An 18,595-nucleotide genomic window follows, 5' to 3' on the forward strand; every position below is an offset into this window, starting at 1 on the left:
GTCTCGTCCCTAAAACACTTCAAAGGGCCCGTAACGCGGCCCTCAAATCTTTTGCCAGCACGGCGCGCCGCTCGGGGCGCGAATACCGGCCGATGTAAACCGTGCGACCAGCCGAAGACACTTCGATCAGCCCACTATCCGGCAGCGACACCCGCACCCATTGCGGATTGAAGCTGACCGACTGCACCACACCCGCGTTTTCCCACTCGACCTGCAACTGCTGCGCCGATAGGCGCACTCGTTCGCGGTCCGTGGCATGACGCCCATACACCACCAGCGCCAGCGCCACCGAACCCAGTTCGATACCGGTGAACGGCAGCACCAGCGAACCGCCCACATCCCACGCGATGGACGCCACGATCAGCGACACCACGCACAGCGAGGCGTAAAACACGATCAGTTGTCGCGGTGACATGGAACAGTTGCGGCGGAACACCCAGTCGCGCATCCAGCCATCACCCGACTCCCGATAGGGCGCTTGGTCGCACGCCAGCTCATGCGCCACCCCAGCCTCGGCTGCAGGAACATCCTGCGGCGGGAGGTTGGATGCGCTTTGCGGAAGATCAGCGTGGTGCATTTGCGTCAATCGGGGTCACAACCCGGCATCTGAGCCGAGCCATGACGGGTCTATATGAGTGGGCGATTATAGGTGCGACAGAATGACGCATCGAAAATCAAGGCATCAGTTGATCTGATTTTGCGTGAGATCAAGATGGACGCGTTACATTTTGATCCATCTATGTAACCGCCATCCACCGCGACGATTTGCCGCAGTTTTAGCCCCGATGGGTACGGGTCGGCAATCCGGGTTGACGCGCAGTGTTGCGCAATTGTTCAACGCCGAAAGTGGCCTCTCCAGCCCGTGCCCGCTCGGTGCGCGGACGGAAAGCGTGTCCATAGACCAGTTCGAAAGACAGGGTGATGCGACCATCCGCCTGCGCTGTGGCGTTCAGGGCATCGACCAAAGCCTGCCAGGCCCGTGGGGTGCGTAGGCCTCGCGCATGCGCGGCGTGAGGCACGGCGCCGAGTGCGCGCAGCTCAATCAGCGCCGCCTGCGCCGACGGCCAGGTCATTCGCACCATCTCCATATCCATTACCGGGTCGGCAAATCCGGCCTGCACCAGTTCGTCGCCCAGGTCGTGCATGTCGGTGAACGCCATGGGCTGCGAGGAATGGCCGAGGGTGCGGCACACCTCGCCAAGCTCCTTGAGCGTGTCGGGCCCGAAGGTGGTGAAAAACAGCGCGCCCTCAGGCTGAAGCTGCCGCCGCCAGGCTTCGAGCACCCGCATGCGGTCATGGTGCCAATCGAGATAAAGGTTGGACCACAGCACGTCGGCCTGCGCGGGATATTCGGGGTCTGCCGCATCCACCGCCTGCACCTGCACCCGGCTGGGCCGCCCGAACCAGCGCGCCAGACCCGCACGAGCAAACCGCTTCGAGGCCAGTTGCGCCAGCAGGGGCGAGGGCTCGTAGCCCAGAATCAACGCGGCGGGATACTGCTTTTGCAGCAAGTCGAGCCCATCGCCCCAGGCACAGCCCGCGTCGAGCACGCGCTGCGCCTGCGCCCGCAGCAAAGGCAGACGTTCGGCCATGCGGCGCGCGGCTTCCTGCCAGATGTAGGGCGCGGGCCAGCGCGCCAGGCGATCACGCGCGCAGGCCGCAGCCGCCAGCCAGCGGGCCTGTTGTTGTGCGGCAAGGAATTGATCGGGGCGATCCATCATCTCATTCAAGGGACTGCGACGAAGGCGGCGACACCGCTGGCGCGGGCGATATAGTGCGGCGATGTCCGCACTTGAGCGTCCTATTTTGCCTGCCTCGCGCTGGTCTGCGCTCTGGCCCGGTCGCTGCGCCCATTGCGACGCGCGCAGCAGTCAGCCGCTGTGCGACGATTGCCTGCATGAAGACTTGCCCCTGGGCCCACGCTGCCCGCGCTGTGCGGTGGCGGTAGCGCAAGAGGGGCAGGTCTGCGGCCAGTGTCTGCTGCATCCCCCGCGGTGGACGGGCGCCCTGGCGCTGGGCGACTATCGATTTCCCAACGATCAGTTCATTCTGCGCATGAAGTTCGGCGCAGAACCCGCGCTGGGCCGCTGGTTTGGCGACCTGCTCGGTGCGAGCTGGGCGCAAGCCGACATGCCGCTGCCCGACCACATTCTGCCCATACCGCTTTCGCGCGAGCGCTTGCTGGAGCGCGGCTTCAACCCCGCGTGGGAAATGGCGCGGCGCATCGCTGCCACGCTGAACCGCCCTGGCGATGCCTACGCGCTGCAGCGGCTGCGGCATAGCGCCGCGCAAAGCAGCCTGCCGCTGGACGCGCGCAGCCGCAACATCCGCGGCGCCTACGCCTGCGATACCCGCTGGGACGGCCAGACTCTGCTGCTGGTGGACGATGTGATGACCTCCGGCGCCACGCTGCATGAAGCCACCCGGGTGCTGCTGCGCCAGGGCGCCGCTGCGGTCTGGGTCGCCATCGCCTTGCGCACTCCCCGCGATTCCACCCCCTGATCTTCCGCTGATCTTCCGCCCTGCGACCCATGTTCCACATCGTTCTTGTCGAGCCCGAAATTCCGCCCAACACCGGCAACGTCATCCGCCTGTGCGCCAATACCGGCTGCACCCTGCACCTGGTTGAACCGCTGGGTTTTTCGCTGGATGACAAACAGCTCCGCCGCGCCGGACTCGACTATCACGAATACGCCACGCTGCAAACGCACGCCAGTTGGGACGCGTTGATGCGAACGCTGCAGCCGCGCCCCGAGCGCCTGTTCGCTTTCACTACGCGCGGCAGTCGATTGATCGGCTCCGTGCGCTTCGAGCCGGGCGATTGTTTTGTCTTCGGCGCCGAAACCCGCGGCCTGTCCGATGCGGTGCGCGAGCAATTCGCCCCGACGCAACGGCTGCGACTGCCCATGCGCGAAGGCCAGCGCAGTCTCAATCTGTCGAACTCGGTCGCTGTCGCCGTGTTCGAAGCCTGGCGGCAGAACGGCTATGCCGGTGGAATTTAAACTCAGGTGATGGACGAGAAGTCGGGCTTGCGCTTTTGCAAAAACGCCATCATCGCCTCGCGCGCAGCCGGTGCGCCGAGTAGCGCCTGAAACACCGCCTCCTCCGAGCGCATACGCGCCAGCACGGCCTGCGGCCCCTGATCGCCCAGGCCTTTGAGCAGGCGCTTGGTCGCCCGCACCGAGGGCGCAGGCAGACGAGAGAATTTTTCGGCCTGCGCTACGGCAAATTCACGCAGATTTTCGATAGGCAGCACGCGGTTGACCAGGCCCATGCTCAAGGCCTCGGCAGCGTCGAACGGTTCGCCCAGCAAGAGCTTTTCGGCCGCGCGCTGGTACCCCGCAATCTGCGGCAGCAGCAGGCTGGACGCCGCCTCGGGGCACAGACCCAAATGCACGAAGGGCAGCACGAACTGCGCGTCATCGGCGGCATAGACCAGATCGCAATGCATCAGCAGCGTCGTGCCCACGCCGACGGCAAAGCCTTGGGCGGCTGCGACCAGCGGTTTGTCCAACCCGGCGAGATGGCGCAAAAACTGCAGCACCGGCGCCTCCTCACCCTGCGGCGGTGCGGAGAGAAAGTCCTGCAGATCGTTGCCCGCGGTGAAGCTGCCGCCTTCGCCTGCGATCAGCACCGCCTTGACATCCGCGTCGGTCGCAGCGCGTTCGAAGGCCTCGTTGGCCGCCTCGTACATCGCCAGGGTCAGCGCATTCTTTTTTTCGGGGCGATTGAACACGATGTGCAGCACCCTGCTGCGCAATTCCACCAGCACCTGACTCATGATGTTGTCTCCCAATTAAAAACCCGGGCGCGTCAGCCCGGGCCTTGGCCGAAGGGCTGCAAACGGCTGCAATCAGACGTTTTCGAAAATGCCCGCAGCGCCCTGCCCCGTGCCGATGCACATGGTCACCATACTGTATTTGGCCTTGCGGCGACGCATGCCGTAGATCGCCGTGGCCGCGCGAACCGCGCCGGTGGCGCCCAGCGGGTGGCCCCAGGCGATGGCGCCGCCCAGCGGATTGAGCACTTCGGGGTTGATGCCCAGATCTTTCACCACGGCGAGCGACTGCGCGGCGAAGGCTTCGTTGAGTTCGATCCAGCCGATGTCGTCGAGCTTGAGCCCGGCTTTTTCCAGCGCCGCAGGAATGGCGAACTTCGGGCCGATGCCCATGATCTCGGGCGGCACGCCGCGCACGGCAAAGCTGACGAAGCGCGCCAGCGGCACGAGGTTGAACTGTTTGAGAATCTTCTCGCTCACCAGAATGAGCGCGCCCGCGCCGTCCGAGGTCTGCGAGCTGTTGCCCGCGGTCACGCTGCCCTTGGCCGCGAACACCGGCTTGAGCCGGGCCAGCGCTTCGAGCGTGGTGTCGGCACGAGGGCCTTCGTCCACGGTCATCTTGCGGGTCTTGATGTCCACCTCGGCGGTGCCCAGACGGGGAAACTTCTCGACGATGTCCAGCGGGGTGATTTCTTCGTTGAACTCGCCTGCGGCAATGCCGGCCAGCGCCTTTTGGTGCGAGGCCAGCGCGAAGGCATCCTGCTCCTCGCGGCTCACCTTCCACTGCTGCGCCACCTTCTCGGCCGTCATGCCCATGCCGTAGGCGATGCCCACATGCTCGTTGTTGGCAAAGATGGCCGGATTGAAGCTGGGATGAAAACCGCCCATGGGCACGCGGCTCATGCTCTCGGTGCCCCCGGCGATCATCACATCGGCCTCGCCCACGCGGATGCGGTCGGCAGCCATCTGAATGGCCGTGATGCCCGACGCGCAGAAACGGTTGACGGTCACGCCGCCCACCGTGTCGGGCAGGCCGGACAGCAGCGCGCCGATGCGTGCCACATTCATGCCCTGATCGCCCTCGGGCATGGCGCAGCCGATGATCGCGTCTTCGATCAGCTTGGGATCGAGATTGGGAACCTGCGCCAATGCGGCACGGATGACGTGCACCAGCAAGTCGTCGGAACGATAGTTTTTCAGCAGCCCGCGAGGGGCCTTGCCCACCGGCGTGCGGGTGGCGGCAACGATGTAGGCGTCTTGAACTTGTTTGCTCATGTTGTTCTCCTGGTGGCGGATCAGTTACGCACCGGCTTGCCGGTCTGCAACATGCCCATGATGCGTTCCTGGGTCTTGCCCTGGCCGAGCAGTTCGCAGAAGTGCTTGCGTTCCAGCGCCATCAGCGTGACCTCGTCGGCCGGAGCGCCCTCTTCCACATCGCCGCCGCACAGCACGGTGGCGATGCGCGTGGCGATCTCGTCGTCGTAGGCGGAGATGAAGCCGCCGTCGCGCAGGTTGACCAGTTGCGCGCGGATGGTGGCGATGCCGTTGCGTCCGAGCACCGGGAAAGTCTGGCCCGGCATCGGCGGACGATAGCCCGCGTCGAACATCGCCCGCGCCTGGCCCACCGCCACATGCAGCAGTTCATGGGCATGCATGACGATGGCGTCGCTGGGCAGCAGATAGCCCAGATTGCGACTTTCCAGCGCCGACTTGCCCACTGTGGCCATCGCCGCGGCCTGGAAGCCCGTCTTGAGAAAATGCAGGATGTCACCGCCCTGCGCCTGCTCTGCGGCACGGCGGGTCAGGTAAGTGAGGCCGCCACCGCCCGGAATCAGGCCGACGCCCATTTCCACCAGGCCCATATAGCTCTCGAAATGCACCACGCGTTTGGCGCAATACACGCTCAGCTCAGTGCCTCCTCCCAGGGCGATGCCGCTGACCGCAGCCACCACCGGCACCTGGGCGTAGCGCAGGGTGAGCATCATGTCCTGCAGCTTCTTTTCTTCCGGTTCGATGGCTTTGGGGCCGCCGGCCATGAAGGCGGGCATCATCGACTGCAGATCGGCCCCGGCGCTGAACGGCCCGCCCGCGAGCGAGGTCGGCTGCCAGACCACTACGCCCTTGTAGCGGCCTTCGGCCAGTTCCACCGCCTTGTGCAGACCGGCGATGACCCCGGGACCGATGGTGTTCATCTTGGTCTTGAAGCTGACGACCAGCACGTCGTCGGCGCCGGGAGCCGTCCACAGGCGGATCGACTCATCTTCAAAAACGGTGCTGCCCGCGGTGCGCGGGTCGGGGGCGTTCTCGCCCAGCACGGCCTGCTTGAACGGCTGGCGGGCATAGACCGGCAGCTTAGAGCGGCCGATGTAGGCGTTGTTCGCCGCCGAGTAGGAACCCTCGGGTTTGTGCACGCCGTCCACCTGACCCACCCAGGTGGGCAGCGGTGCGCTGCAAAGCGTCTTGCCTGCGGCGATGTCTTCGCTGATCCAGTCGGCGATCTGCTTCCAGCCTGCGGCCTGCCAGCTCTCGAACGGGCCTTCGTTCCAACCGAAGCCCCAGCGGATGGCGAAGTCGAGATCGCGAGCGTTGTCGGCAATGTCGGCCAGATGCAGGGCCACGTAATGCCACACGTCGCGGAAGATGCTCCACAGGAACTGCGCCTGCGGATTGCTCGATTCGCGCAGCAGCTTGAACCGCTCGGCCGCGGGTTTTTTCAGCATGCGCACCACGATCTCGTCGGCCTTGCCGCCGCCAGGCACATAGTCGCCCTTGGCGGGGTCGAACTTCAGAATGTCGCGCCCGACTTTTTTGTAGAAACCGGCGCCACTCTTCTGCCCCAACGCGCCATTGGCGACCAGCGTAGCCAGCACGGGCGGGGTGGCATAGAGCGCGGCGAAGGGGTCTTTATCCGCGGGCAGGGTGTCCTGCATGGTCTTGATGACGTGGGCCATGGTGTCCAGGCCGACCACGTCGGAGGTGCGGAAGGTCGCGCTCTTGGCACGGCCGAGTTTGCTGCCGGTGAGGTCGTCGATGACGTCAAAGCCGAGACCGAATTTCTCGCCCTCCTTGATCACCGCCAGAATGGAGAACACGCCCACGCGGTTGGCGACAAAGTTCGGCGTGTCCTTGGCGCGCACCACGCCCTTGCCCAGGGTGGTGGTGAGGAAGGTTTCGAGCCGGTCGAGAATGGCACCGTCGGTGTCTGCGGTGGGGATGAGTTCCACCAGATGCATATAGCGCGGCGGGTTAAAGAAATGCACGCCGCAAAAGCGCTTGCGCAGATCGGCGTCGAACCCTGCCGACAACGCGGTGATCGACAGGCCCGAGGTGTTGGAGGCGAAGATGGTGTTCGCACCCAGATGCGGCGTGACCTTTTTGTAGAGATCGTGCTTCCAGTCCATGCGCTCGGCAATGGCTTCGATCACCAGATCGCAGCTCTGCAGCAGTTCGAGGTCGGTCTCGTAGTTGGCTTCGGTGATCAGGCCGGCCTCGGCCGCGTCGCCCAGCGGCGCCGGGCTGAGTTTCTTGAGGTTGGCCACGGCCTTGGTCACGATGCCGTTCTTGCTGCCTTCTTTGGCAGGCAGGTCGAACAGCACCACCGGCACCCGGGCGTTGATGCAATGGGCGGCGATCTGCGCGCCCATCACACCAGCGCCGAGAACGGCGACTTTGCGGATGTGTATCGTCTGTGTCATGTCAGCTCCTTCGGGGGATTCAGGCGAACACCGCCTCGGTGTCCATCAAGTTCTTTGCGCCGCTGCGTGCCATGCGGATCGCGGCGGCGGATTCTGGATACAGGCGCCCGAAGTAAAAGCGCGCCGTCTGCAGCTTGGCTTGGTAGAAGGGCGAGTCGTCGCCTTCAGCAATCTTGCGCTGCGCCACCTGCGCCATGCGGGCGAAGGCGTAGGCAAACACCACATGACCGGCCACGCGCAAATACGGCACGGCGGCCGCGCCGACTTCTTCCTTGTCGGCCATGGCCTTCATGCCCAGTTCCATGGTGAGTTTTTGCACCTTGTCGGCCAGATCGGCCAGCGGGTTGACGAACTCTTGCATGGCCTCGTTGACGCCTTCTTCTTCGATGAAATCGGTGAGGATCTTGCCGAACTTGCGCAGCCGCGCACCGCCGTCCATCAACACCTTGCGGCCGAGCAGGTCGAGCGACTGAATGGTGTTGGTGCCCTCATAGATCAGGTTGATGCGGGCGTCGCGCACGAATTGCTCCATGCCCCATTCGCGGATGTAGCCGTGCCCGCCGAACACCTGCAGGCATTCGTTGGTGGCCTGCAGACCGTTGTCGGTGATGAAGGCTTTGACGATGGGGGTGAGCAGCGAGACGAGGTCGTCGGCCTCCTTGCGCACCTCGGCGTCCGGGTGATGCAGCGACTGGTCGAGCAGCAGCGAAATCCAGTAAGCCAGAAAACGTCCGCCTTCGGCCCAGGCGCGCGCGGTGAGCAACATGCGGCGCACATCGGGGTGCACCAAAATGGGATCGGCCGGTTTGTCGGGCGCCTTCGGCCCGGTGAGCGCACGCATCTGCAGCCGGTCGCGGGCGTAGGCCAGCGCGTTTTGATACGCCACTTCAGTGAGGCCAAGCGACTGCATGCCCACGCCGAGACGAGCGCCGTTCATCATCACGAACATCGCCGCCAGGCCCTTGTTGGGCTCGCCCACCATCCAGCCGGTGGCGTCTTCGAGGGTCATCTGGCAGGTGGAGTTGGCGTGAATGCCCATCTTGTGCTCGATGCCGGAGCAGAAAATGCCGTTGCGCTCGCCCACGCCCGCATCGGCGGTCGGCACGAACTTGGGCACGATGAACAGCGAAATCCCCTTGCTGCCTTCGGGCGCACCTGGCAGCTTGGCCAGCACCATGTGAATGATGTTGTCCGCCAGGTCGTGTTCGCCACTGGAGATGAAAATTTTCTGTCCGGTGAGCTTGTAGCTGCCGTCGTCTTGCGGCACGGCCTTGGTGCGAATCAGGCCGAGGTCGGTGCCGCAATGCGGCTCGGTCAGGCACATGGTGCCGGTCCATTCGCCCGCAACCAGCTTGGGCATGTAGAGCGCCTTCTGCTCGGCGCTGCCATGCGCGTTCAGCAATTCGGTCACGCCCTGCGTCAGGCCGGGGTACATGGTCCAGGCTTGATTGGCTGCGTTCTGCATCTCGTGCACCGCGCTGCCCACCAGGTGCGGCAGGCCCTGGCCACCGAATTCGGCGTCCGCCGTCAGCGAAGTCCAACCGGCCTGCACGAACTGATCCCACGCCGCCTTGAAACCCTTGGGCGTGGTCACAGCATGCGTGGCGGCGTCGTAATGGCAGCCCTCGGCATCACCGCTGGCGTTGAGCGGCTGCAGCACCTCACTGCAAAACTTGCCCGCCTCTTCGCACACTTGGTTGATCAGGTCGGCATCGACCTCGGCATACGGCGGCAGCTCTTTGAGCAGGGTGGTGGCGTCAAGGACTTCGTGCATGACGAACTGCATATCGCGCAACGGCGGGGTGTATTGGGGCATAACTGTCTCCTGAAAATCGTGAATCGAAAAACGGGCTGAAAATGGGCTGAAAATGGACTGGAAACGCGCTCAATGGGGGGTGGAGTCGCTTGCGGGGTGCTCCTTGGCCAGACAAGGCAAAAGCAGGGGCAAGCCTTCGGGCGTGGCGTGGTCGCGCAGCAGCGCGTCAAGACTGCGGCAGGCCAGTTCCAGGCTGTTAGGCAACCTGAGCAGCCGGGCGTCGTGATGCAGCGCCAAGATGTAGCCGTGAATCTGGAACATGAGCTGTTGCGGATCGGTGTCGGGCTTGAGATGGCCCATTTCGATCGCCTGCACGATGGCGCGGCGCACCGCGTCGTGCCAGGTCTGGATCATGGCGACCAGCGCATCGCGCACCGTGCCCGGGCGGTCGTCGAATTCGACCGCGCTGGAGATGTAGATGCAGCCGGTCTCCATTTCCACGCTCACCCGCTGCAGCCAGCGCTGCACCATGGCCGCCAGACGCGGCATGCCGCGCGGCTGCTCGATGGCGCGGTAAAACACCTCTTGCTCGAACTGGTCGTGATAGTGGCGGATAACCGCGATCTGCAACTCTTCGCGCGAACCGAAATGCGCGAACACCCCTGATTTGCTCATTTCCATCCGGTCGGCGAGCACCCCGATGGACAAACCCTCCAGGCCGATGCGCCCGGCCATCTGCAGCGCGCAGTCGATGATGGCCTGCCGCGTCTGCCGCCCCTTGGCCGAACCGCTGCCGACTGGCTCAACTGGCAGACTGGCGCTCACGCTGCGTTTTGCCGCCGCTTTTGCCGCCGTTTTGGCGCCCGCCGTGCGGTGCGGCGTGCGGCGCGGAGAGATCGGGGAGTGACTGGCAGTCATTTTTGTCGTGTGCAGGAGAGATTGATAAAAAACGAACGGTCGTACTATTTCCGATTCTCACCACTTTGTCAACCGCTAACTGCGATCAGGGGATTTGCCGCCTAAACTGAGGTGCTAACTCCCTGACTTCAAAAACCGTCGCCATGCCCGACTCTTCCAACGCAGTCTCCGCCCAAGACACCATCGTGCGCGCCGCCTGCCCGCACGACTGCCCCGACACCTGCGCCCTGCTCGTCACCGTGCGAGATGGCGTGGCCATCAGCGTGCGCGGCGACCCCGAGCATCCCCCCACGCACGGCGCGCTGTGCGCCAAGGTCTCGCGCTATACCGAGCGCACCTATCACCCGGACCGCTTGCTGCAGCCGATGAAGCGAGTCGGCCCCAAAGGCAGCGGCCAGTTCGCCCCGGTGAGCTGGGACGAAGCGCTGGACGCCATCGCCGCCCGGCTCAAGGAGATTGCCGCCCGTGACCCGCAGGCCATCCTGCCCTACTCCTACGGCGGCACGCTGGGTTTCGTGCAGAGCGAAAGCATGGCGGCGCGCTTTTTTCACAAGCTCGGTGCCAGCCTGCTCGACCGCACCATTTGCTCCACCGCGGGCGAGGCCGGACTCAAGGCGGTCATCGGCGGCAAGATGGGGACGGACGTCGAGCAGTTCGAACACAGCAAGCTCATCCTCATCTGGGGCAGCAACAGCATCACCAGCAATCTGCATTTCTGGACTTACGCGCAGCGCGCCAAGCGCAATGGCGCCAAGCTGGTGTGCATCGACCCCTGGCGCAACGACACCGCCGAGAAGTGCCACGACCATGTGCAACTGCGTCCCGGCACCGATGCCGCGCTGGCCTATGCCTTGATGCACGAACTCATTGCGCACGACTGGCTCGATCACGACTACATCGCGCAGCACACCGTAGGCTTTGCCGCCCTGCGCCAGCGCGCGCTGGAGTGGCCGCCCGAGCGCGCCGCCGAGGTCTGCGGCGTGCCCGTCGAGCAAATTCGCCAACTGGCGCGCGACTACGGCACGCTCGCCCCGGCGGCCATCCGCATGAACTACGGCCTGCAGCGCGTGCGCGGCGGCGCCAATGCGGTGCGCGCCATTGCCTGCCTGCCGGCGCTCGTGGGCGCCTGGCGGCACGATGCCGGCGGGCTGCTGATGTCGAGCTCCAATCATTTCGCCGCCAACGGCGCCGCGTTGGAACGTCCCGATCTGCTGGCCGGACGCACCCCGCGCACCCTCAATATGGTGACCATCGGCGACGATCTGCTGCGGCCAGGCTCAGCCGAATTCGGCCCGAAAGTCGAAGCCGTGATCGTCTACAACAGCAATCCGCTGGCGGTTGCGCCCGAGGGCAACAAGGTGCGCGCCGGGTTCGCCCGCGACGATCTGTTCACCGTGGTGCTGGAGCATTTCCAGACCGATACCGCCGACTACGCCGACTACCTGCTGCCCGCCACCACCCAGCTCGAACATCTCGACGTGCACAAGGCCTACGGCCACCGCTACTGGATGGCGAACAACGCCGCCATCGCCCCGCTGGGGCAGGCCAAGCCGAATACCGAAATCTTCCGGTTACTGGCCGCGCGCATGGGCTACACCGATCCGTGCTTTGCCGAGAGCGATGAGCAGATCGCAGCGCAAGCCATCGCCCCTGATCCGCGCAACGGTGGCATCACCTGGGAGCAATTACGGGCCAGCGGCTGGGCCAAGCTGCCCGGCGCCGCCGCCCCGTTTGCACACGGCGGCTTTCCCACACCTTCGGGCAAGTGCGAATTCTGGTCACAACGCGAAGCGGATGCCGGGCGCGACCCCTTGCCCGAGGTGCTGCTGCCCTACGAGTCTGTCGCCTCTGCACCTGAGCTCGCCACGCGCTACCCGCTGGCGATGATCTCGCCCCCGGCGCGCAACTTCCTCAACTCCAGCTTTGTCAACGTCGACAGCCTGCGCAATCTCGAAGGCGAACCGCTGCTGCTGCTCCACCCGGATGATGCTGTAGCGCGCGGCATTGCCGACGGCCAGATGGTGCGCACCTTCAACGACCGCGGCGCCACCCTCACCCGCGCCCGCCTGAGCTCGCGCACCCGCCCTGGCCAGATCGTCGCTTTAGGCATCTGGTGGCGCAAGCTCTACGCCGATGGCAACAACGTCAATGCCCTCACCCACCAGCGCCTGACCGATCTGGGCAATGGGCCGTGCTTCTACGACTGCCTGGTGGAGGTAGCCGCAGCGTGAGCGAGTCAGCGCCGCTGCGCTTTGACGCCGAAAAAACCTTCGCGGCATTCGAAGGTCTTTGGTGCTCGGGCCAGCTCAGCGTCGCCGACATTGCCCGCCTGCCTGCTCTGGGCGTGGCCACGGTCATCAACCTCGCGCTGCCGACGTCTTCCAAGGCCTTGTCCGGCGAAGCCGAGCAGGTGACGGCCTTGGGAATGAACTATGTGCACATCCCGGTGCTGTGGGACGCGCCGAAACCTGTGCAGTTTGAGCAGTTCGCCGGGGTGATGGCTACGCTCGGGCAACAACCTGTCTGGCTGCATTGCGCAAAAAATATGCGGGCCTCGGCCTTCGTCTATCTCTACCGCCTGCTCATTCGTGGCGAAACTGAAGAACAAGCGTCGTGGCCGATGTCGCAGATCTGGGCACCGAACCCGGTCTGGCAGCAGTGGATCAGCGCAGTGCGCGCGTCACACCGCCACAGCTACGGCCGCGGCGCAGCGCACTGATCTCTGCCAAGCGTCGAAACAACGCGCTCAAACCCCCGCGCGCTTCATCGACGCCAGGAAGGTCTTGGCATCCTCGAATCCCACCACGCGGCCCACTTCCTTGCCGCTCTTGAAAAAGATGATGCCCGGCGGGCCGAACAGTTGGAAACGCTTGAGCAACGCCTTGTCGTCGGCGGTGTTGTTCGTCACGTCGGCCTGAATCAGCGTAAAGCCCGCCAACTGTTGCGCCACTGCGGGATCGGTGAAGGTGAAGTGCTCCATTTCCTTGCACGACACGCACCAATCGGCGTAGAAGTCGAGCATCACGGGCTTGCTGCTGCTGGCGACCACACGGTCGAGATCGGCCACCGTGTGAATGCGCTGAAACCGCACCGCGGGCGCGGCGCTCACCGCCCCCGCTGCGCCGCCGCCCAGCCCGGCTAGCGGCTGCAGCAGATTACGGTTGCCCGCCGCCAGGCCGACGATCAGCGCCGCGCCCGCCACGGCCAACGCCACACCGAAGCCCTTGAACAGCCGCTTCCAGCCGGAAACCTCGTCGGGAAGCCGGTCAAACACTCGCAGGAAGCTGGCGCTGATGAGCAAAAGCAGCGCCCACAGCACCATCAGCAGCCAGGTCGGCAGCACCGGGGCGATCATGTACAGCGCGGTGGCGATGAGCAGCACACCGAAGAAGGCCTTGACGCCATCCATCCATCCGCCCGCCTTGGGCAGCAAAGTGCCCGCGCCCAGCCCGACCAGCAGCAAGGGCACGCTCATGCCCGCCGCCAGCGAGAACAGCGCCACCCCACCGATGAGCGCGTTGCCGGTCTGGCTGATGTAGAGCAGCGCCCCGGCCAGCGGCGCGGCCACGCAGGGCCCGACGATGAGCGCCGAAATGCCGCCCATGATGAAAACCCCGGCGAAGTGTCCGCCCTGCATCTTGTCGGAGGTGGATGACAACTTGCTCTGCAGACTGCTGGGCACTTGCAGTTCGTAGAAACCGAACATCGACAGCGACAGCACCACGAGCAACAAGGCGAAGACCGACAGCACCCAGGGGTTCTGCAACGAGGCCGCCAGCCCTTGGCCCAGCAGACCGGCCGCCACGCCAAAGGCCGTGTACACAATGGCCATGCCCAGCGAATAAGCCACGGCCAGGGCGAAGCCGCGCCCCCGGGACACTTTGTCGCCCTGCCCCACGATGATGCTCGACAGAATGGGAATCATCGGCAGCACGCAGGGCGTGAAGGCTAGCAGCAGACCGAACACCAGGAACATGGGAATGATGCTGAGCAGGCTGCCCGACGCCAGCGCCTGACCAATGCGCGACGAGTCGCCACCCTGGGCGACAGCGGCCGCAGCAGCCGGGGCGGCGACGGCTGATGCCGTTGCAGCCGGAGCTGGCGCGGTCGTGGCAGAGGCCGAGGCCGCCGCCGGTTGTGCCGCGCTGGCGCCAGTCATCAAGCCCTGTACCAAGCCGCTGGCTCCGCTGCCGCTTGCCGCGGGTGCGCTACCGCTTTCGTCGTCGGGTTCGGAAATGCTCACCGTTCCGTTGCCGCCAAACCCGCTAAGACTGACGGTGGCGAGCTTTTCGATTGGCGGATAGCAAAGCCCCGCGTCGGCGCAGCCCTGATACGTCACCAACATCTTGAAGGTGGCCGGCGCCTTGAGCACGGGCAGGGGAATCGGGACTAGTCCGCGGTAGTGAAACACCTCGTGGCCGAGGTTCTTATCGAAAATTTTGTGCGCCGGAGGAAATTCTGGCTTGCCGAGTTCCACGCCCGGCGTCTGTGACTCGAAATGAAACCGCTCCTGGTACAGGTAATACCCGTCGTGCGCCTTGAACTGCAGCAGCACCGTCTTGGCATCCTGCACTTTGGCAGTGAACTGGAAGGCTTCGTCCGGCGGCAGGAAATCGGCCTGCTGAGCCTGCGCCACGGGCTGCAAAACGCCGGCCCAGAGCAGGAAAAAGCCCAGCAGAGCACGACTGAGCCCTGCCCAGAAACGCGGTGCTCGCGAAGTGGATGGAATGCTGTGGCGCATGAACGGTCTCCCTTGTCTTATCGTTTGGTCGCGTGCCGCGTGAGATCCTGACAGCCAGTCAGGCGTCGCGCAGCCGTCGAAGGTGAAATATAAGTCCAGTGGCATATTTGAATGCCTTAGGGCTTGCCCTGCTGCACCCGCTGAATTACCCGGCATCCGCGCTGGGGCTCATGAGAAAACGCAGGGCCGCCCCAAGCTTTCTCATCCCCCTCGGGGGGCCTGACGCGAACGCGGCAGGTTGGGGGCGCCCTCAGGCCCGAAAGCGTCTCTGCGTCAGCGTGCGCGCCACCCACCAAGCCAGCAGCAAATCAAACACCAGCACGGCCAGATGCAGCCCCGCCAGCGGGTCGAATTGTCCGAAAAACAGCGGGCGCACCAGTTCGACTGCGGCGTTCAGGGGCAGCACCTGCGCCAGCCACTGCAGCGGCTGCGGCAGCGCGGTCAGCGGAAAATAAACGCCGGACAGAAACGTCATCGGCGTGAGCACCAGGGTGAAGTAGTAGGTGAAAAAATCATAACCGCGCGCCTTGGCGTTGACGATGAGACCGATGGCGGAAAACACCAGCCCGGTGAGCAGCAGCAAGGGCAGCGCGATGAGCAGCGTCCACTGCCGGCTGATGCCCAGAACCACGATGACCGCAAGAATGGCCACGCCGCTGAATACGGATTTGGTCGCCGCCCAGGTGAGTTCACCCAGCAGCACGTCGTCGAGCGAGGTGGGGGTGACGCGGATGGCGTCCCAGGTTTTTTGCACATGCATGCGTGAAAACGCGGAATATAGCGCCTCGAAACTCGCGGCCATCATCACGCTCATGCAGATCGCGCCGGAAGCGAGAAACTGGATGTAGGGCACGCCATGAACCGTGCCGACCAGGGCGCCCACGCCAAACCCAAAGGCCAAAAGGGTGATCAGGGGCTCCGCGATATTGCCGATCAGGCTGGGAATGGCGAGCTTCTTCCACACCAGAAAGTTGCGCTGCCAAATGGGGAAGAAGCGCCACCTGTGGCGCTCAAGCAGAGTGAGATCAGACATGGTGCATCGGCAGATCGGGCGCGCGCGTCGTCAATCGCGCAGTTGCCGCCCGGTGAGTTTGAGGAAAACGTCTTCGAGATTGGCGCGGCGGTGCAAAACCCTCAGGCCGGGCAGCGCCTCCAGCGCGCGCAAGGCCTCGGCGCCATGCGTCATGTAGGCGAACAAACCATCTCCGCTGCGCTCCATGCGTTGCACATGCGGGCGCAGCAACTGCTCCGCGGCGTCGAGCCCCTCGCCGTCCATCTCGATGACTTCGGCTTCGACCTGGGCGGCGATCAAACCGCGGGGCGTGTCTTCCGCAATGCGGCGGCCGTGGTCGAGCACCAGAATGCGATGACACAGGCGTTCGGCCTCGTCCATGAAATGCGTCGTGAGCAGGAGCGATTTGCCTTGCGCGGTCAGCAGTTTGAGGCGCTCCCAGATCAGGTGGCGGGCCTGCGGATCGAGGCCGGTGGTCGGCTCGTCCAGAAAAATCAGATCCGGATCATTGACCAGCGCCCGCGCCAGACTCAGCCGCCGCCGCATGCCCCCAGACAACTCGCTGATGCGTGCCCGCGCTTTTGATTCGAGCGCGGCGAACGCCAGCAACTGCGGCAGCCGCGGACGCAACTCGGCGTCGCGCAAGCCGAAGTAACGACCAAAGACCAACAGGTTTTCCTCCACCGTGAAGTCGGGATCGAGGCTGTCGAACTGCGTCACCACCCCCACACGCCGGCGGGCCTGCCGGGCCGCTTGCGGCACGGGCTGCCCCATCAGCCGAATCTGCCCGCGGTCAGGCCGCGCCAGGCCGAGGCAAAGTTGAATGGTGGTGGTTTTTCCGGCGCCGTTAGGGCCGATGAGGCCGTAACACTCGCCGCGCGACAGCCGCAGACTCAGGCCATCGACCACCTGCAGCTGCCCATAGCTTTTATAGACCTGATCGAGTTCAAGCAGCACGGAGGGCGCGGGTGTTTCGGGCAGGCGGGCAGTGCTTTCTGGCATGGTGAGCATGCTACGGGCTCGCTGTGAAAACTGCTTCGGCCATGAAAAACGCCAGCAACTGCTGGCGCTTTTCAGGATGACGGCGAGAGGGCCCGCCGATACTTTTAGGTTCCGCCTGACTTATTCCGACTTGTCTTCGGCCGGCGCGGCGTCCACATCGGGCCGGTCAACGAGTTCGATCAGAGCCATCGGCGCGTTGTCACCCACGCGGAAGCCGAACTTCAGGGTGCGCGTGTAACCGCCCGGACGAGTCTGATAACGGGGACCGAGCACGTTGAACAGCTTGGCCACAGAGTCCCGGTTGCGCAGGCGGTCAAACGCCAGGCGGCGATTGGCCAGCGAGGGCTTTTTACCCAGGGTGATCAGAGGCTCGACCACGGCGCGCAATTCCTTGGCCTTGGGTAGCGTGGTTTTGATGGCCTCGTGCTCAATCAGCGAATTGGCCATGTTGCGAAACATGGCCTTGCGATGGCTGGAGGTGCGATTGAGTTTGCGAAGTCCGTTTCCGTGACGCATGGTGCTTTCCTTTCCTTATGAATTAGGCCAGCCGGATCAGGTACTGGCCCTGCACTGCCGGGTACTCCACCCGGCGAAACTTGTCATCAAAAAGCTTGTAATCAACGAGATTGATCACCGAGGTTCGCTCAGCGCTTGTCCAAGCCGCTGGGCGGCCAGTTGTCGAGCTTCATCCCCAGCGTCAGGCCGCGCGCGGCGAGCACTTCCTTAATTTCGTTGAGCGACTTGCGGCCCAGGTTGGGGGTCTTGAGCAGTTCGGTTTCGCTACGCTGAATCAGGTCGCCGATGTAGTAGATGTTCTCGGCCTTGAGGCAGTTGGCCGAGCGCACCGTCAGTTCGAGCTCATCAACCGGGCGCAGCAGGATCGGATCGTAAGTCTGTCCACCAGCAGCCGCCTCGGCGGCCTCAGTCGTCTCGGCGCCTTCCAGGCTGGCGAACACCGACAACTGCTCAACCAGAATGCGCGCAGACGAACGAATGGCTTCTTCCGCGCTGATCACGCCGTTGGTCTCGATTTCCATGACCAGCTTGTCCAGATCGGTACGCTGCTCCACGCGGGCGCTTTCCACGGCATAGCTGACGCGGCGCACCGGCGAGAACGAAGCGTCGAGCACGATATGACCAATGCTCTTGCCGCCTTCTTCGCCGAAATTACGCAGGGTACCGGGGACGTAGCCACGACCCTTTTCGACCTTGATCTGCATGTCGAGCTTGCCGCCTTGCGACAGATGCGCGATCACGTGATCCGGATTGATGATCTCGACGTCGTGAGGCGTCTGGATGTCGGCAGCAGTCACCACGCCTTCGCCTTCCTTGCGCAGCGACAGGGTGACTTCGTCGCGGTTGTGCAGCTTGAGCACCACGCCTTTGAGGTTGAGCAGCACGCCGATCACATCTTCCTGCAGGCCGTCGACCACAGAGTACTCGTGGAGCACGCCGTTGATGCTGACCTCGGTCGGCGCGTAACCCACCAGCGACGACAGCATGACGCGGCGAAGCGCGTTGCCAAGGGTGTGGCCGTAGCCGCGCTCGAAAGGTTCGAGCACCACTTTGGAACGGTTGTGACCGAGAGATTCGACCTGAATCGACTTGGGGCGAAGAAGTGCAGTTTGCATAAGGCTTCCTGTTCAATACCCTCCGCACGTTACGCGGATAAGGCTGAGGTGAGCGGCCGCTG

The 18,595-nt window shown here is 64.2% G+C and carries 16 protein-coding genes; 4 read left to right on the top strand and 12 right to left on the bottom strand.

Going from position 1 to position 18,595, the window contains the following annotated elements:
- Positions 1-19 precede the first annotated feature (19 nt).
- Both BIO17B3_RS06135 and BIO17B3_RS06140 read right to left on the bottom strand, forming a co-directional pair.
- Positions 20-577 (bottom strand): DUF2244 domain-containing protein, encoded by a 558-nt coding sequence (locus tag BIO17B3_RS06135; RefSeq protein WP_232054199.1) that lies wholly within the window; start codon positions 575-577, stop codon positions 20-22.
- A gap of 199 nt (positions 578-776) precedes the next feature.
- Positions 777-1,721, bottom strand: coding sequence for a methyltransferase domain-containing protein (locus BIO17B3_RS06140; protein ID WP_232054200.1), 945 nt, complete (start codon positions 1,719-1,721; stop codon positions 777-779).
- A gap of 61 nt (positions 1,722-1,782) precedes the next feature.
- On the opposite strand from BIO17B3_RS06140, the gene BIO17B3_RS06145 reads away from it, so the two are divergent.
- Positions 1,783-2,502, top strand: coding sequence for a ComF family protein (locus BIO17B3_RS06145; RefSeq protein WP_156053440.1), 720 nt, complete (start codon positions 1,783-1,785; stop codon positions 2,500-2,502).
- A 29-nt stretch (positions 2,503-2,531) separates the two neighbouring features.
- Positions 2,532-3,002, top strand: a complete 471-nt coding sequence (gene trmL, locus BIO17B3_RS06150; protein ID WP_156053441.1) for a tRNA (uridine(34)/cytosine(34)/5-carboxymethylaminomethyluridine(34)-2'-O)-methyltransferase TrmL — start codon at positions 2,532-2,534, stop codon at positions 3,000-3,002.
- A gap of 2 nt (positions 3,003-3,004) precedes the next feature.
- On the opposite strand, the gene BIO17B3_RS06155 is transcribed toward trmL, so the two are convergent.
- From BIO17B3_RS06155 to BIO17B3_RS06175, 5 genes are all read right to left on the bottom strand, one after another.
- Entirely contained in the window at positions 3,005-3,781 is a 777-nt protein-coding gene (locus tag BIO17B3_RS06155) for an enoyl-CoA hydratase (RefSeq protein WP_156053442.1), read from the bottom strand.
- Between the two features lie 72 nt (positions 3,782-3,853).
- The gene (locus BIO17B3_RS06160) at positions 3,854-5,053 is read right to left on the bottom strand and encodes an acetyl-CoA C-acyltransferase (protein ID WP_156053443.1); all 1,200 of its coding nucleotides are present in this window, start codon (positions 5,051-5,053) and stop codon (positions 3,854-3,856) included.
- Positions 5,054-5,073: 20 nt separating this feature from the next.
- Complete coding sequence (locus BIO17B3_RS06165; protein WP_156053444.1) at positions 5,074-7,473, bottom strand: 3-hydroxyacyl-CoA dehydrogenase/enoyl-CoA hydratase family protein; 2,400 nt, start codon at positions 7,471-7,473, stop codon at positions 5,074-5,076.
- Positions 7,474-7,492: 19 nt separating this feature from the next.
- Positions 7,493-9,289: an acyl-CoA dehydrogenase C-terminal domain-containing protein gene (locus BIO17B3_RS06170; RefSeq protein ID WP_156053445.1), complete on the bottom strand. Its 1,797-nt coding sequence runs from the start codon at positions 9,287-9,289 to the stop codon at positions 7,493-7,495.
- A 69-nt stretch (positions 9,290-9,358) separates the two neighbouring features.
- Entirely contained in the window at positions 9,359-10,147 is a 789-nt protein-coding gene (locus BIO17B3_RS06175) for a TetR/AcrR family transcriptional regulator (RefSeq protein ID WP_232054201.1), read from the bottom strand.
- Between the two features lie 143 nt (positions 10,148-10,290).
- Here BIO17B3_RS06175 and BIO17B3_RS06180 point away from each other — a divergent pair, with 143 nt between their 5' ends.
- Positions 10,291-12,378: a molybdopterin-dependent oxidoreductase gene (locus tag BIO17B3_RS06180; RefSeq protein ID WP_156053446.1), complete on the top strand. Its 2,088-nt coding sequence runs from the start codon at positions 10,291-10,293 to the stop codon at positions 12,376-12,378.
- Positions 12,375-12,866, top strand: coding sequence for a protein tyrosine phosphatase family protein (locus BIO17B3_RS06185; RefSeq protein ID WP_156053447.1), 492 nt, complete (start codon positions 12,375-12,377; stop codon positions 12,864-12,866). The genes BIO17B3_RS06180 and BIO17B3_RS06185 overlap by 4 nt, the downstream gene beginning before the upstream one ends.
- Positions 12,867-12,893: 27 nt before the next feature.
- Here BIO17B3_RS06185 and dsbD read toward each other — a convergent pair whose 3' ends face one another.
- From dsbD to rpoA, 5 genes are all read right to left on the bottom strand, one after another.
- Positions 12,894-14,888, bottom strand: coding sequence for a protein-disulfide reductase DsbD (gene dsbD / locus BIO17B3_RS06190; protein ID WP_156053448.1), 1,995 nt, complete (start codon positions 14,886-14,888; stop codon positions 12,894-12,896).
- A gap of 250 nt (positions 14,889-15,138) precedes the next feature.
- Positions 15,139-15,921 (bottom strand): ABC transporter permease, encoded by a 783-nt coding sequence (locus BIO17B3_RS06195; RefSeq protein WP_156053449.1) that lies wholly within the window; start codon positions 15,919-15,921, stop codon positions 15,139-15,141.
- Between the two features lie 30 nt (positions 15,922-15,951).
- A complete protein-coding gene (locus BIO17B3_RS06200) occupies positions 15,952-16,902 on the bottom strand; it encodes an ATP-binding cassette domain-containing protein (protein WP_156053450.1) in 951 nt (316 codons plus the stop codon).
- Positions 16,903-17,022: 120 nt separating this feature from the next.
- Positions 17,023-17,418, bottom strand: a complete 396-nt coding sequence (rplQ, locus tag BIO17B3_RS06205; protein ID WP_013106889.1) for a 50S ribosomal protein L17 — start codon at positions 17,416-17,418, stop codon at positions 17,023-17,025.
- Positions 17,419-17,546: 128 nt separating this feature from the next.
- Entirely contained in the window at positions 17,547-18,533 is a 987-nt protein-coding gene (rpoA, locus tag BIO17B3_RS06210; RefSeq protein ID WP_013106890.1) for a DNA-directed RNA polymerase subunit alpha, read from the bottom strand.
- Positions 18,534-18,595: the final 62 nt, after the last annotated feature.

The organism is Thiomonas sp. OC7 (assembly GCF_900634595.1).
In the GTDB taxonomy this organism is placed as follows: domain Bacteria; phylum Pseudomonadota; class Gammaproteobacteria; order Burkholderiales; family Burkholderiaceae_C; genus Thiomonas; species Thiomonas arsenitoxydans.

What these genes read in the sequence shown, in the direction of transcription:
- BIO17B3_RS06135 (WP_232054199.1), bottom strand. Translation starts at nt 577, where the DNA reads ATGCACCACGCTGATCTTCCGCAAAGCGCATCCAACCTCCCGCCGCAG.
- BIO17B3_RS06140 (WP_232054200.1), bottom strand. Translation starts at nt 1,721, where the DNA reads ATGATGGATCGCCCCGATCAATTCCTTGCCGCACAACAACAGGCCCGC.
- BIO17B3_RS06145 (WP_156053440.1), top strand. Translation starts at nt 1,783, where the DNA reads ATGTCCGCACTTGAGCGTCCTATTTTGCCTGCCTCGCGCTGGTCTGCG.
- trmL (WP_156053441.1), top strand. Translation starts at nt 2,532, where the DNA reads ATGTTCCACATCGTTCTTGTCGAGCCCGAAATTCCGCCCAACACCGGC.
- BIO17B3_RS06155 (WP_156053442.1), bottom strand. Translation starts at nt 3,781, where the DNA reads ATGAGTCAGGTGCTGGTGGAATTGCGCAGCAGGGTGCTGCACATCGTG.
- BIO17B3_RS06160 (WP_156053443.1), bottom strand. Translation starts at nt 5,053, where the DNA reads ATGAGCAAACAAGTTCAAGACGCCTACATCGTTGCCGCCACCCGCACG.
- BIO17B3_RS06165 (WP_156053444.1), bottom strand. Translation starts at nt 7,473, where the DNA reads ATGACACAGACGATACACATCCGCAAAGTCGCCGTTCTCGGCGCTGGT.
- BIO17B3_RS06170 (WP_156053445.1), bottom strand. Translation starts at nt 9,289, where the DNA reads ATGCCCCAATACACCCCGCCGTTGCGCGATATGCAGTTCGTCATGCAC.
- BIO17B3_RS06175 (WP_232054201.1), bottom strand. Translation starts at nt 10,147, where the DNA reads ATGACTGCCAGTCACTCCCCGATCTCTCCGCGCCGCACGCCGCACCGC.
- BIO17B3_RS06180 (WP_156053446.1), top strand. Translation starts at nt 10,291, where the DNA reads ATGCCCGACTCTTCCAACGCAGTCTCCGCCCAAGACACCATCGTGCGC.
- dsbD (WP_156053448.1), bottom strand. Translation starts at nt 14,888, where the DNA reads ATGCGCCACAGCATTCCATCCACTTCGCGAGCACCGCGTTTCTGGGCA.
- BIO17B3_RS06195 (WP_156053449.1), bottom strand. Translation starts at nt 15,921, where the DNA reads ATGTCTGATCTCACTCTGCTTGAGCGCCACAGGTGGCGCTTCTTCCCC.
- BIO17B3_RS06200 (WP_156053450.1), bottom strand. Translation starts at nt 16,902, where the DNA reads ATGCCAGAAAGCACTGCCCGCCTGCCCGAAACACCCGCGCCCTCCGTG.
- rplQ (WP_013106889.1), bottom strand. Translation starts at nt 17,418, where the DNA reads ATGCGTCACGGAAACGGACTTCGCAAACTCAATCGCACCTCCAGCCAT.
- rpoA (WP_013106890.1), bottom strand. Translation starts at nt 18,533, where the DNA reads ATGCAAACTGCACTTCTTCGCCCCAAGTCGATTCAGGTCGAATCTCTC.